13 protein-coding genes, 1 pseudogene and 1 riboswitch are annotated in these 12,630 nt (G+C 72.3%); of the genes and pseudogenes, 11 read left to right on the top strand and 3 right to left on the bottom strand.

Going from position 1 to position 12,630, the window contains the following annotated elements:
• From AB8Z36_RS16330 to AB8Z36_RS16285, 10 genes and pseudogenes are all read left to right on the top strand, one after another.
• A pseudogene (locus AB8Z36_RS16330) lies at positions 1-659 on the top strand (serine/threonine protein kinase); the annotation flags it as partial.
• A 161-nt stretch (positions 660-820) separates the two neighbouring features.
• Positions 821-1,492, top strand: a complete 672-nt coding sequence (locus tag AB8Z36_RS16325) for a SurA N-terminal domain-containing protein (RefSeq protein ID WP_369214036.1) — start codon at positions 821-823, stop codon at positions 1,490-1,492.
• Positions 1,493-1,572: 80 nt separating this feature from the next.
• Positions 1,573-2,562 carry a nucleoside triphosphate pyrophosphohydrolase gene (locus AB8Z36_RS16320; protein ID WP_369214037.1) on the top strand — a complete coding sequence of 330 codons (990 nt, stop codon included), beginning with the start codon at positions 1,573-1,575 and terminating at the stop codon, positions 2,560-2,562.
• Complete coding sequence (locus AB8Z36_RS16315) at positions 2,559-3,890, top strand: cytochrome P450 family protein (RefSeq protein WP_369214035.1); 1,332 nt, start codon at positions 2,559-2,561, stop codon at positions 3,888-3,890. Before AB8Z36_RS16320 ends, AB8Z36_RS16315 begins: the two co-directional genes overlap by 4 nt.
• Positions 3,891-4,026: 136 nt before the next feature.
• Positions 4,027-5,430 (top strand): transglycosylase family protein, encoded by a 1,404-nt coding sequence (locus AB8Z36_RS16310; protein WP_369214034.1) that lies wholly within the window; start codon positions 4,027-4,029, stop codon positions 5,428-5,430.
• Positions 5,431-5,624: 194 nt separating this feature from the next.
• Positions 5,625-5,775: riboswitch (cyclic di-AMP (ydaO/yuaA leader) on the top strand.
• Positions 5,776-5,779: 4 nt separating this feature from the next.
• A complete protein-coding gene (locus AB8Z36_RS16305) occupies positions 5,780-6,496 on the top strand; it encodes a transglycosylase family protein (RefSeq protein ID WP_369214033.1) in 717 nt (238 codons plus the stop codon).
• Between the two features lie 312 nt (positions 6,497-6,808).
• Positions 6,809-8,089 carry a phosphopyruvate hydratase gene (eno, locus tag AB8Z36_RS16300; protein WP_369214032.1) on the top strand — a complete coding sequence of 427 codons (1,281 nt, stop codon included), beginning with the start codon at positions 6,809-6,811 and terminating at the stop codon, positions 8,087-8,089.
• 106 nt (positions 8,090-8,195) lie between these two features.
• Entirely contained in the window at positions 8,196-8,675 is a 480-nt protein-coding gene (locus tag AB8Z36_RS16295) for an FtsB family cell division protein (protein ID WP_369214031.1), read from the top strand.
• Between the two features lie 44 nt (positions 8,676-8,719).
• Complete coding sequence (locus AB8Z36_RS16290) at positions 8,720-9,265, top strand: DUF501 domain-containing protein (protein ID WP_369214030.1); 546 nt, start codon at positions 8,720-8,722, stop codon at positions 9,263-9,265.
• A complete protein-coding gene (locus AB8Z36_RS16285; RefSeq protein WP_369214029.1) occupies positions 9,262-10,203 on the top strand; it encodes a Ppx/GppA phosphatase family protein in 942 nt (313 codons plus the stop codon). The genes AB8Z36_RS16290 and AB8Z36_RS16285 overlap by 4 nt, the downstream gene beginning before the upstream one ends.
• Here AB8Z36_RS16285 and AB8Z36_RS16280 read toward each other — a convergent pair.
• The 3 genes from AB8Z36_RS16280 to AB8Z36_RS16270 form a co-directional block, all read right to left on the bottom strand.
• The gene (locus AB8Z36_RS16280; protein ID WP_369214028.1) at positions 10,124-11,092 is read right to left on the bottom strand and encodes an RNA polymerase sigma factor; all 969 of its coding nucleotides are present in this window, start codon (positions 11,090-11,092) and stop codon (positions 10,124-10,126) included. The two genes, AB8Z36_RS16285 and AB8Z36_RS16280, sit on opposite strands and share 80 nt — an antisense overlap.
• A gap of 8 nt (positions 11,093-11,100) precedes the next feature.
• Complete coding sequence (locus AB8Z36_RS16275) at positions 11,101-11,508, bottom strand: YciI family protein (protein WP_369214027.1); 408 nt, start codon at positions 11,506-11,508, stop codon at positions 11,101-11,103.
• A 125-nt stretch (positions 11,509-11,633) separates the two neighbouring features.
• Complete coding sequence (locus AB8Z36_RS16270) at positions 11,634-11,999, bottom strand: STAS domain-containing protein (RefSeq protein WP_369214026.1); 366 nt, start codon at positions 11,997-11,999, stop codon at positions 11,634-11,636.
• Positions 12,000-12,161: 162 nt separating this feature from the next.
• On the opposite strand from AB8Z36_RS16270, the gene AB8Z36_RS16265 reads away from it, so the two are divergent.
• Positions 12,162-12,596 (top strand): ATP-binding protein, encoded by a 435-nt coding sequence (locus AB8Z36_RS16265; protein ID WP_369214025.1) that lies wholly within the window; start codon positions 12,162-12,164, stop codon positions 12,594-12,596.
• Positions 12,597-12,630: the final 34 nt, after the last annotated feature.

The following is a 12,630-nucleotide window of genomic DNA, read 5'->3' as shown; positions in this document are numbered from 1 at the left end:
GCCCCTTCCTGCGCCCGCACGCCCCCTGGCCGGACCGCGCGGCGACACCCGCGGCCACGCCCGACATGCCCGCGCGGCCACCGGGTTCGCCGCCGCCGCAGGACGTCGCCCGCGCCGTAGACGACGTCAAACGGCTCCTCGGCGAGGGCCGCATCACCCAGGCCGTGGACATCCTCGGCGCGATCCTGCCCGCCGCCGCCGCGAAGCACGGCGAGCACTCGCCCGTCGTGCGCACCCTGCGCAAGCAGTACGCGGCCACCCTCATGGACGACGGCCAGTACCGGCGCGCCCTGCCCGAGCTGCGGCGCCTCGCCGACGAGCGGGCCGCCGAGTCCGGCCAGGCCGACCCGGTCTCCCTCCAGTTCCGCTACGACGCCGCCCAGTGCCTCGAACAGCTCGGCGAACCGGCCGCCGCGCTCGCCGAGTACCGCGCGCTGCTCCCCCACTACGAGAACCAGTACGCGACGGACGACCGCCGCCAGGCCCTGGAGATCCGCCGCAGGGTCGGCCACCTGCTGCTCGCCCTCGGCGACCGGGCCGCCGCCCACGACACGCTCGCGCGGCTGCTGCACGACGCGGAGCTGACGCACGGTCCTGGCCACCCCTTCCCGCAGGAGATCCGGCGGACGCTCCAGTGGCTCGGACAAGTGCGCGGGTGACATCGGGGCGGGCGGCGCGGGTGACCTTGAGTACCCGGGACCCCGGCGAATCGTTGGTCGAATAGCTGTCGAACCGCTGGCCGGGAAGACGGCCACTGCCTACCATCGATCACTGCCGGACTTTGTGCACCGACGCACAAACTCGTAGCAGGGAGGCCACCTTGCACCGCCGCAACAGCCGTCGCACCGCGCTCGTCCTCTCCACCGCCGCGCTCGTCGCGGCCCCCCTCCTGACCGCCTGCGGCAGCGAGGCGCATCCCGGCGCCGCCGCCGTCGTCGGCGGCGACCGCATCACGGTCGCGCAGCTGGAGAGCCGGGTGAACGAAGTGCGCGACGCGCAGCGGGCCGCCATCCCCGACGACGCGCAGTACTCCCAGGCCATCGCCAAGTCCGGCGGCCTGACCCGCGCCACCCTGCACACGATGGTCCTCGACAAGGTGCTGCACCGCGCCGCGGCCGACGCCGGGGTGAGCGTCACCCGCCGCGACATCCAGACCATGCGCGCGGGCCTTGAGCAGCAGGCGGGCGGCGCGAAGGAGCTGGAGCAGGGCTGGCTCCAGCAGTACAGCGTGGCCCCCGCCCGCCTCGACGACAGCCTGCGCACGGAGATCGAGGCGCAGAAGCTCGCCAAGAGGCTGGGCGCGGACATGAACGCGCCGGAGGGCCAGGCGCTCTTCTGGAAGGCGCTCTCCGCGTCCTCCAAGAAGCTCGACATCGACCTGAACCCGCGCTATGGCACCTGGGACGTCCAGAAGAACAAGCGCGCCGACAGCAGGACCCCGTGGGTCCGCGAGGTGACCGGCACCGGCGCCGGGGCCGACCAGGAGGCGTAGCGGCGGGGCCCCGGTCCGGCGGCGGTGTCCGAGGGCCCGCCCCGCCGGGTTACGTTCGAGGCGTGAACGACACCGGAACCATGCCCGCGGCCGGCGCCGCCGTCGGCCGCGTCATCCTCCTGACCACCAGCCACCGCGTCGTGCCCGGCCTGCTCTCCTGGCCCGCCTGGCAGGCCCTGCACGGCGCCGACGAGGTGTTCTGCGCCGACGCGGAGCACCCGCAGCTCCCGTATCTGCGCGAGGCGGGCGTGCGCGTCACCCACGCCTCGCCGACCGCAGAGGAGCTGGTCGACGCCTGCGCGGGCGGCCGTACGGTCCTGGTCGTCGCCACGGCCGAGGGCGAGAGCCCGCTCACCGACGGCCTGGCCCGCCTCGCCGGATCGGGCCGCGTCGCCATGCCGGACCTGGAGCTGCTCCCCGCCTCGTACGACCTGCCGGGCGCGCGCCTGCTCGACCTCGTCCAGGTGATGGACCGCATCCGCGAGGAGTGCCCCTGGTCCTCGCGGCAGACGCACGAGGGCCTGGTGACGTACGCCCTGGAGGAGGCGTACGAACTGGTCGAGGCGATCGAGGCGGGGGACAGGGCGGAGCTGTGCGAGGAGCTCGGCGACAACCTGCTCCAGGTGGTCTTCCACGCCCGTATCGCCGAGGAGGACGACGAGGCGCCCTTCTCCATCGACGACGTCGCGGGCGGCATCGTCGACAAGCTCATCCACCGCCACCCGCACGTCTTCGGCGACGACACCGCGCAGACCCCGGAGGAGGTCAAGGCGCACTGGCAGCGCACCAAGGCCGAGGAGAAGCGGCGCACCTCGGTCACCGAGGGCGTCCCGCTGGGCCAGCCGAGCCTGGCGCTCGCGGCGAAGCTGGCCTCGCGGGCGCGGACGGCGGGCCTGGCGGTCGAGGTCCCGCCGGGGGAGGGCGTCGCCCATGAACTGCTCGCGCTCGCCCTGCGCGCGGAGGCCGAGGGCATCGACCCGGAGTCGGCGCTGCGGGCGGCGGCACGGGACTACCGCGACGCGGTCCGCGCGGCGGAGGCGGCGCGCGCGGCGGAGGCGGAGCGCCGATGAGCGGGCCGAGCGCCGCCKCCGCCCCGCAGACCCCGGAGATCCCGCAGACCCCGTCGGACGTTCCCTCGGACGCCCCCGCAGGCGCCCCGGTCCCCGAGCTCTTCACCTGGGAGTTCGCCAGCGACCCCTACGCCGCGTACGCGTGGCTGCGGGAGAACTCGCCCGTGCACAGGACCACGCTGCCGAGCGGTGTCGAGGCCTGGCTGGTCACGCGGTACGCCGACGCCCGCCAGGCCCTGGCCGACCAGCGGCTCAGCAAGAACCCCGCCCACCACGACGAGCCCGCGCACGCCAAGGGCAAGACCGGCATTCCGGGCGAGCGCAAGGCCGAGCTGATGACCCATCTGCTCAACATCGACCCGCCGGACCACACCCGGCTCCGGCGGCTCGTCGCGAAGGCGTTCACTCCGCGCCGCGTCGCGGAGTTCGCCCCCCGGGTGCAGGAGCTGACCGACGACCTCATCGACCGGTTCGCGGCGAAGGGCGCGGCCGACCTCATCCACGAGTTCGCCTTCCCGCTCCCCATCTACGCCATCTGCGACCTGCTCGGCGTCCCGCGCGAGGACCAGGACGACTTCCGCGACTGGGCGGGCATGATGATCCGCCACGGGGGAGGGCCCCGGGGCGGCGTGGCCCGCTCGGTGAAGAAGATGCGCGGCTACCTCGCCGAGCTGATCCACCGCAAGCGCCTCGAACCCGGTGACGACCTCATCTCCGGCCTGATCCGCGCCTCCGACCACGGCGAGCACCTCACGGAGAACGAGGCCGCCGCCATGGCCTTCATCCTGCTCTTCGCCGGGTTCGAGACCACCGTCAACCTCATCGGCAACGGCGTGTACGCGCTCCTGACCCACCCCGAGCAGCGCGAGCGCCTCCAGCGGGCGCTGGCCGACGGCGACACCGGGCTCCTGGAGACCGGCGTCGAGGAACTCCTCCGCTTCGACGGGCCCGTGGAGCTCGCCACCTGGCGGTTCGCCACCGAGGCGCTCACCATCGGCGGGCAGCGCGTCGCGGCGGGCGACCCGGTCCTCGTCGTGCTCGCCGCCGCCGACCGCGACCCCGAGCGGTTCGCGCGCCCCGACACCCTGGACCTCTCGCGCGTCGACAACCAGCACCTCGGATACGGCCACGGCATCCACTACTGCCTGGGCGCCCCGCTCGCCCGCCTGGAGGGCAGAACGGCCCTCGCGACGCTGCTCCGGCGCCTGCCCGACCTGCAACTGGCGGCCGATCCAGCGGATTTGCGGTGGCGTGGCGGACTGATCATGCGCGGGCTGCGGACGCTGCCGGTGGCGTTCACATCCGCACAGGGAGCGGCCTCCGACTGACGGGGTGTCACGATTGTGACTTTCACGTGATCTCCGCTGCATCGACTTGTGACAGGCGTTCGACTGCGGCTACGTTCACGTCGACTCGGGCACCCCGCTGCCCGGTCGCCGCACAAGTCTCCCGAAAGGCAACCGCATGCTCTCCGGCAATGGTCGTCACCGACGCCCCCGCCAGGCCCCGGCCCTCATCGTCGCGGCAGGAGTCACCGGATCCGCCATCGCCATCCCGCTCCTCGGGGCGACCAGCGCGAGCGCCGCCCCCACGGCGACGTGGGACAAGCTCGCCGAGTGCGAGAGCGGCGGCGCGTGGAGCGCCAACCCCGGCAACGGTTACTACGGCGGTCTCCAGCTCTCCCAGGAGACCTGGGAGGCCAACGGCGGCCTCACCTACGCGCCCAGCGCCGACGAGGCGTCCAAGTCCCAGCAGATAGCCGTGGCGGAGCGCGTCCTGAACGCCCAGGGCACCGACGCCTGGCCGAGCTGCGCCCCGATCGCCGGTCTCACGGACGACGCCCCCGCGGCCGACGTGGACCCGGGCAACCCGATCGTCCCCGACCCTTCGGAGTCCACCGGCTCCACCGGCTCCACCGGCTCGGGCACGTCGGGGTCCAAGGACTCCGACGACGCGAAGGAGTCCGGCAAGGACGCTAAGGACGCAAAGGGCTCAGGGAAGGGCGAGGCGGCCGACGAGGCGTCAGGGAGCGCGGACAAGTCCTCGGACGACGCCGCGGACAGCACGGATTCGTCCGGCGACGCGAGCGACACGCCGGGCTCCGGCTCGGATTCCGGACGAGAGAAGGATCACGACAAGTCCGGCAAGAAGGGCGACGAGGCCGACCCGGCGGAGAAGGGCGGTGCGGAGGACGCGGACAAGTCCGGCGACGACGGGGCCACTTCGCCCGCGGGCGAGGACGAGGACTCCGCCGCGTCCACCGGCCGCCACCGCGGCGGCAGCGCCGACGAGAGCGGCACGGACGCCGGGGAGGCCACGGGCGACCGTACGGGGCGGCACGCCTCGCGCGGCGACGCGCGGGCCGAGAAGCCGGCCGACGGGACGTACACGGTCCGCTCCGGCGACAACCTCTCGGCGATCGCCGACGACCACGGCATCGACGGCGGTTGGACCTCGCTCTACTCCGAGAACAAGAAGACCGTCGGGGCCGACCCGGCGGAGAAGGGCGGTGCGGAGGACGCGGACAAGTCCGGCGACGACGGGGCCACTTCGCCCGCGGGCGAGGACGAGGACTCCGCCGCGTCCACCGGCCGCCACCGCGGCGGCAGCGCCGACGAGAGCGGCACGGACGCCGGGGAGGCCACGGGCGACCGTACGGGGCGGCACGCCTCGCGCGGCGACGCGCGGGCCGAGAAGCCGGCCGACGGGACGTACACGGTCCGCTCCGGCGACAACCTCTCGGCGATCGCCGACGACCACGGCATCGACGGCGGTTGGACCTCGCTCTACTCCGAGAACAAGAAGACCGTCGGGGCCGACCCGGACCTCATCCTCCCCGGTCAGAGCCTCGATTTGGGCGAAAAGTAGCGGTAGTTGACGATGCGTCGGACGGGCGCTTCGCGCCCTATGCCCGTTTTGGCGCGAGTGAGAGATGGGTCTCAGAAGCCCTGATCGTCTTTGAAATTCCGGTGGCCTCCTGTCTACGGTCGTGACCGCTCGCCACTGGTGGGCCCCGCCGGTCGGTACGCCGAATCCTGCCAACGGCCGGACGGGAACAGTCGTCGCTTTGAGCGCCGTAGGCAGGAGCGGGGGACCCAAGGTAAGCGCCGCGTCACGCGGCTAGGGGTGAAGCCGCACTCGAAGGAGTGCGGCCGGGCAACCACATCGGCCCGAACCCGACAGCTCACCTCGCAGGCGTCGGTGAGGGGATCAACTCATGCTGTTTTCCAGCAAGGGCAAGCACCGCCGTCCGTCCAAGGCCACCCGCGTCGTCACGCTCGCCGGTGTCACCGGTGCCGCCGTGGCCGCCCCGCTGATGGCCGCCGGATCGGCCTCCGCCGCCACCACCTCCGAGTGGGACGCCGTCGCCCAGTGCGAGTCCGGCGGCAACTGGTCCATCAACACCGGCAACGGCTACCAGGGCGGTCTTCAGTTCTCGCCCTCCACCTGGGCCGCGTACGGCGGCACCAAGTACGCCGCCACCGCCGACAAGGCCTCCAAGGCCCAGCAGATAGAGATCGGCGAGAAGGTCCTCGCGGGTCAGGGCAAGGGCGCCTGGCCGAGCTGTGGTGTCGGCCTCTCCAACGCCTCGGGCGGCGGCGGCTCGCAGCAGCAGCCCCAGCAGCAGGCCCCGAAGCAGGAGAGCAAGCCGCAGCCGCAGCAGACGCAGCAGCAGGCCGCCCCGCAGCAGCAGGCCGCGCCGAAGCCGCAGCCCAAGCCGCAGACCGAGTCCAAGAAGACCGTCGAGACCCCGACCGGCAAGACGGTCAAGAAGGGCGACGGCGAGTACAAGGTCAAGACGGGCGACACCCTGTCGAAGATCGCCGAGTCGCACGAGGTCAAGGGCGGCTGGCAGAAGGTCTACAAGCTCAACGGCGACATCATCGACAACGCCGACTTCATCTTCCCGGGCCAGCAGCTCCACCTGAGCTGACCCGCCCGGCGACGGCCGTGCCTCGGCGGACGCACGGCCGTCCCCACGGGCTTCCCGCCCCGGTGCGCGTATCCCCCGTACGCACCGGGGCGGAGCCGCGTCCGGACCCTCCCGCTCGCCGCTCCTGTTCGCTACTAGCGAGTAGAGAAAGTGGCCTTACGCCCGGTTTCCGCGCCATATGGGCCTTGTGCCGTCCCAGGGGACGGGCGGTCGGCTGGCCGAAGGCTCCGGGCCCGTTAGGCTCAGGAGACGCAGGGCCGAAGCGGCCTGCGTCATCGCGTATTCGCGTCACACTCCCAGAAGGAGATGCTCGTGCCGTCCATCGACGTCGTCGTAGCCCGGGAAATCCTGGACTCCCGAGGCAACCCCACGGTCGAGGTCGAGGTCGGCCTCGACGACGGCAGCACCGGTCGTGCCGCCGTTCCGTCCGGTGCCTCCACCGGTGCCTTCGAGGCCATCGAACTCCGCGACGGTGACCCCAACCGTTACCAGGGCAAGGGTGTCGAGAAGGCCGTCCTCGCCGTCATCGAGCAGATCGGCCCGGAGCTCGTCGGCTACGACGCCACCGAGCAGCGCCTGATCGACCAGGCCATGTTCGACCTGGACGCCACCGACAACAAGGGCTCGCTCGGCGCCAACGCCATCCTCGGCGTCTCGCTCGCCGTCGCGCACGCCGCGTCCGAGGCCAGCGACCTGCCGCTGTTCCGCTACCTCGGCGGCCCGAACGCGCACCTGCTGCCCGTCCCGATGATGAACATCCTGAACGGCGGGTCGCACGCCGACTCCAACGTCGACATCCAGGAATTCATGATCGCCCCGATCGGCGCGGAGTCCTTCTCCGAGGCCCTGCGCTGGGGCACCGAGGTCTACCACACGCTGAAGAAGGTCCTGAAGAGCAAGGGCCTGGCCACCGGCCTCGGCGACGAGGGCGGCTTCGCCCCGAACCTCGACTCCAACCGCGCCGCCCTCGACCTCATCCTTGAGGCCATCAAGGAGGCCGGTTACGTCCCCGGCGAGCAGATCGCGCTCGCCCTCGACGTCGCCGCGTCCGAGTTCTACAAGGACGGCTCGTACGAGTTCGAGGGCAAGAGCCGCTCGGCCGCCGAGATGACCGAGTACTACGCGGAGCTCGTCGCCTCCTACCCGCTGGTCTCCATCGAGGACCCGCTGTTCGAGGACGACTGGGCGGGCTGGAACACCATCACCGAGAAGCTCGGCGACAAGGTGCAGCTCGTCGGCGACGACCTGTTCGTCACCAACCCCGAGCGCCTGGCCCGCGGCATCGAGGAGAACTCGGCCAACGCCCTGCTCGTCAAGGTCAACCAGATCGGCTCGCTGACCGAGACGCTGGACGCCGTCGAGATGGCCCAGCGCAACGGCTTCAAGTGCATGATGTCCCACCGCTCCGGTGAGACCGAGGACGTCACCATCGCCGACCTGGCCGTCGCCACCAACTGCGGCCAGATCAAGACCGGCGCCCCGGCCCGCTCCGAGCGTGTCGCGAAGTACAACCAGCTCCTGCGCATCGAGGAGATCCTCGACGACGCCGCCGTGTACGCGGGCCGCAGCGCCTTCCCGCGCTACAAGGGCTGACCCGTGCCGCAGGCGTAAAGCCCGGTTACCTACGTCCCCGCACCCGGTCCCGTACCGTGTGCGGGGACGTAGTCACGTTCACGCGCTGTTTCGGGGAGGCGGAACCATGGGCAAGGCCGGGACGAAGGACCGGTTCTCCACGGCTACCCGGCTACGGCTGCTCGGCGAGCAGACCGCCGAGCGCGTCTACCGCTCCCAGACCAAGCGCCAGGCCCGCCGCTCCCGGCTCACCGGCCGGGCCGCGCTCCTCGCGCTCGTGCTCTGCTCGCTGGTGGTGGCGCTCGCCTACCCCATGCGGCAGTACGTGTCGCAGCGCGCCGAGATCGACGATCTGCGCAGGCAGCAGGCCGAGCACCGGGCCGACGTGGAGAAGCTCCGCGACGAGAAGGCCCGCTGGCAGGACGACGCCTACGCGGAGCAGCGCATCCGGGACCGCCTGCACTACGTGATGCCCGGCGAGACCGGCTTCACGGTGATTGACCCCGCGGCGGCCAGGAGCCGGCGCGCGGACCAGGGGGCGGCAGCGCGCCCCTGGTACTCGAACGTCTGGGACGGCGTCGACAAGGCCGACCGTCCCGACGACTGACCACGCCGGTCGCGCCGCCGACCGGCTCTGATGGAAAGACAGGCATGGAAACGCCCCCGCCGACCACCCCGCGCACCGAGCCCACCGACGCCGACGTCGAGGCCTTCAAGCAGCAGCTCGGCCGCCCGCCGCGCGGCCTGCGGGCCATCGCGCACCGCTGCCCCTGCGGACAGCCGGACGTCGTCGAGACGGCGCCGCGCCTCCCGGACGGCACACCCTTCCCGACGACGTACTACCTCACCTGCCCGCGGGCCGCGTCCGCGATCGGCACCCTTGAGGCCAACGGCGTCATGAAGGAGATGTCGGAGCGGCTCAAGACGGACCCCGAGCTCGCCGCCGCCTACCGCAAGGCGCACGAGGACTACATCGCGCGGCGCGACGCCATCGAGGTCCTTGAGGGCTTCCCCAGCGCGGGCGGCATGCCGGACCGCGTGAAGTGCCTGCACGTCCTGGTCGGCCACTCCCTCGCGGCGGGCCCCGGTGTGAACCCGCTGGGCGACGAGGCGCTCGCGATGCTGCCCGAGTGGTGGGCCAAGGGCCCCTGCGTCACGCCGTGCGCGACCGGGGACGCGACCGGGGACGCCGAGTGACCCGCGTCGCCGCCATCGACTGCGGCACCAACTCCATCAGGCTGCTCGTCGCCGACGCCGACCCGGAGACCGGGAAGCTCATCGACCTGGACCGCCGGATGACCATCGTCCGGCTCGGCCAGGGCGTGGACAGGACCGGACGTCTCGCGCCGGAGGCCCTGGAGCGCACCTTCGCGGCCTGCCGCGAGTACGCGGAGATCATCGAGCGGCACGGCGCCGAGCGCGTCCGCTTCGTGGCGACCTCCGCCTCCCGCGACGCCGAGAACCGCGACGACTTCGTGCGGGGCGTGCGGGACATCCTCGGCGTCGAGCCCGAGGTGATCAGCGGCGACCAGGAGGCGGAGTTCTCCTTCACCGGCGCCACCAAGGAACTGACCGGCCGCGCCGACCTCGCCACGCCGTACCTGGTGGTGGACATCGGCGGCGGCTCGACGGAGTTCGTCGTCGGCACCGACTCGGTCCGCGCGGCCCGCTCGGTCGACATCGGCTGCGTCCGGATGACCGAGCGGCACCTCGTACGGGACGGCGTCGTCGCCGATCCGCCCGCCCCCGAGCAGTTCGACGCCGTCCGCGCGGACATCGGGGCGGCCCTCGACCTCGTCGAGCGCACGGTGCCGCTCAGGGAGGCCCGCACCCTGGTCGGCCTCGCGGGCTCGGTGACCACGGTCGCCGCGATCGCGCTCGGCCTGAAGGAGTACGACAGCGCGGCGATCCACCACGCCCGGCTCCCCTACGCGCAGGTCCGCGCCATCACCGAGCGCCTGATGACCGCCACCCACGCCGAGCGTGCCGCGATCCCGGCGATGCACCCGGGCCGGGTCGACGTGATCGCCTCGGGCGCTCTGGTACTCCTGTCGATCATGGACCGCATCGGCGCCGAGGAGGTCGTGGTGAGCGAGCACGACATCCTCGACGGCATCGCCTGGTCGATCGCCTGAGGGCGTCGAGGGCGGTCGTCAGGCGTTGCCGCTGAGGAMGACAGCGCGGCGATCCACCACGCCCGGCKGGCSCGTCGGCGTGCAGGGCCGCGATGGCGGCCTGTGCCTGGAACTCGCCGAGCCGGTCGCGGGCCAGGGCGGTCTGAAGGATTCCGATGCCCTCGGCGATCGAGTCGGTGTCCCACCGGCCGCGGTCCTGCTCGGCGAGCGGCACGAGGCCGCCGTCGGGGGCGGTCCTCGCGGCCCGCCGGGCGTGGTGGATCAGCATCAGGGCGAGCAGCCCCGCCACCTCGGGGTGGTCGATGGCGGCCGCGAGCTGCCGGGTGAGGCGGATGGCCTCGGCGGCGAGGTCGATATCGCCGGAGTAGCCCTCGTTGAAGACCAGGTAGAGGACGCGGAGCACGGTGGCGACGTCGCCCGCCCGGTCCAGGCGCACACCGGAGACGGTGCGCTTGGCGCGGCTGATGCGCTGGGCCATGGTGGCCTCGGGCACCAGGTAGGCCTGGGCGATCTGGCGGGTGGTGAGCCCGCCGACGGCGCGCAGGGTGAGCGCGACGGCGGAGGACGGGGTGAGCGAGGGGTGGGCGCACAGGAAGTAGAGCCGCAGGGTGTCGTCCACCGCGGAGGCGGGTCCCGGCGGCGGCTCCTCGTCGGCCCGGTCCTCGCGGCGGCGCCGGGCGGCGTCGGCGCGGGTGGCGTCGAGGAAGCGGCGCCAGGCCACCGTGACCAGCCAGCCCTTGGGATCCCTGGGCAGCTCGGCGGGCCAGACCCGGACGGCCTCGACGAGTGCGTCCTGTACGGCGTCCTCGGCCGCCGCGAAGTCGGCTCCGCGGCGGACGAGGATGCCGAGCACGCTCGGAGTGAGGCTCCGCAGCAGCGGCTCGTCCATCGGTGAGGTCACTCCGGGTCGGCGCAGTGCTCGGCCATGAACGGGCGCAGTTCGAGCCACTCGTGGATCGGCTTGCCGCCCGCGCCGGGCGCCGCCGACAGTTCCCCGGCCAGTTCGAGGGCGCGGTCGTAGCTGTCGACGTCGATCACCATCCAGCCGGCGATGAGGTCCTTGGTCTCGGCGAAGGGGCCGTCGGTGACCGGCGGCCGGCCCTCGCCGTCGTACCGCACGAAGGTGCCCTCGGGGGCCAGCGCCTGGCCGTCGACGTACTCGCCGGTCCCCACGAGCCGCTCGGCGAAGTCACGCATGTACTGCATGTGGGCCGAGATCTCCTCCGGCGTCCACTGGTCCATGGGCACGTCGTTGGCCGGGGCCGGGGCGCCGCGGTAGTGCTTGAGCAACAGGTACTTGGCCATGGTCGTCTCCTCGGTGCTGATGCGCCCATTGTGGTCGCGTGCACACCGGGGACGGAGCCGGTCCTCGGTTCTCGACATCGCCGCCGGAAGAATTTTCTGCCCGGCTGTCGGCTCGCGGGACCGCCTCAGTCCGCCAGGGCCTGCTCGACGGTCGGGCGGCAGTCGATGACCAGGTTCAGGCCGACCAGATCGATCACGCGCTGGACGGCGCTCTGGACCCCTGCGACGCGCAGCCAGCCGCCGTCTTCGCTGACCTGCTGGTGAGCGGCGAGGAAGAGGTTGATCCCGCTGGAGTCCATGAAGGTCACGGCGCTGAGGTCCGCCACCACGCGTTGCGGCGCCTCGGCGCCGGGCGGCAGCAGGGCCTCCTGGACGGGGCCCATCGTGTCGTGGTCGATCTCACCGCTCACCGTGACGACGCGGACGCCGTCCGCGGTGCGCTCTTCGATGGACAGCCGCGCGGGCCGCCCCATCCCCTGGATGCTGGTCACCGTCTCCCCGAACGTGTGTACTGGCTCGTCTTGTGCGGACGATTGTGCCCCACCTGCCCGGCCCGGCGTAATCCACCGGCTATGCCTAAAAACACATCGTGCATAGGTGAGTGTTCGGCGGGTACGCGCAGATCGGAGGACCAGCGGGGAACGGGGTTGCACATGGGAGTCGGGACCGACGACAAGAGCCGTGCCGGGCAGGGTGCCCGGCTCCGGGCCAGTCGCGCCCTGGCCGGTGACGACGGGTGCATCGCCGAGGCCCGCCACTTCGCCACCTCCTTCCTGGACCAGGCCCGTACCGGCCACGAGGTGTCCGTCTCCGCCCGCGCCCAGGACCTGACCCAGCTCGTGGTCAGCGAACTGGTCACCAACGCGCTCAAGTACGCGCCAGGACCGGTCCTGATGGATCTGCGCATAGACGACGGGACCGTGGAGGTGGCGGTGTGGGACAGCGACCCCACCGTTCCCGCGGCGCGCGAGTCCGATCCCGGCCGGATCGGCCAGCACGGCCTGGAGATCGTCATGCGGATCACCGATCACCTCAGCGTCCAGCGCGAATCGGTCGGCAAGCGCATCACCGCCCGCCTGCCTCTCTGAGCCGCCGCGTCCGTAACTACGGTCGGCCCCGCCC

The sequence above is a fragment of the Streptomyces flavofungini genome (assembly GCF_041028215.1).
In the GTDB taxonomy this organism is placed as follows: Bacteria; Actinomycetota; Actinomycetes; order Streptomycetales; family Streptomycetaceae; genus Streptomyces; species Streptomyces flavofungini_B.
Note: the sequence above shows the minus strand (reverse complement) of the source record. Positions and strands in the feature narration are given on the sequence as shown.

Bases quoted from the DNA above. Each gene is read 5' to 3' on its own strand.
- AB8Z36_RS16320 (WP_369214037.1), top strand. From the start codon at position 1,573: ATGCCCGCGGCCGGCGCCGCCGTCGGCCGCGTCATCCTCCTGACCACC.
- AB8Z36_RS16310 (WP_369214034.1), top strand. From the start codon at position 4,027: ATGCTCTCCGGCAATGGTCGTCACCGACGCCCCCGCCAGGCCCCGGCC.
- AB8Z36_RS16305 (WP_369214033.1), top strand. From the start codon at position 5,780: ATGCTGTTTTCCAGCAAGGGCAAGCACCGCCGTCCGTCCAAGGCCACC.
- AB8Z36_RS16295 (WP_369214031.1), top strand. From the start codon at position 8,196: ATGGGCAAGGCCGGGACGAAGGACCGGTTCTCCACGGCTACCCGGCTA.
- AB8Z36_RS16290 (WP_369214030.1), top strand. From the start codon at position 8,720: ATGGAAACGCCCCCGCCGACCACCCCGCGCACCGAGCCCACCGACGCC.
- AB8Z36_RS16275 (WP_369214027.1), bottom strand. From the start codon at position 11,508: ATGGCCAAGTACCTGTTGCTCAAGCACTACCGCGGCGCCCCGGCCCCG.
- AB8Z36_RS16265 (WP_369214025.1), top strand. From the start codon at position 12,162: ATGGGAGTCGGGACCGACGACAAGAGCCGTGCCGGGCAGGGTGCCCGG.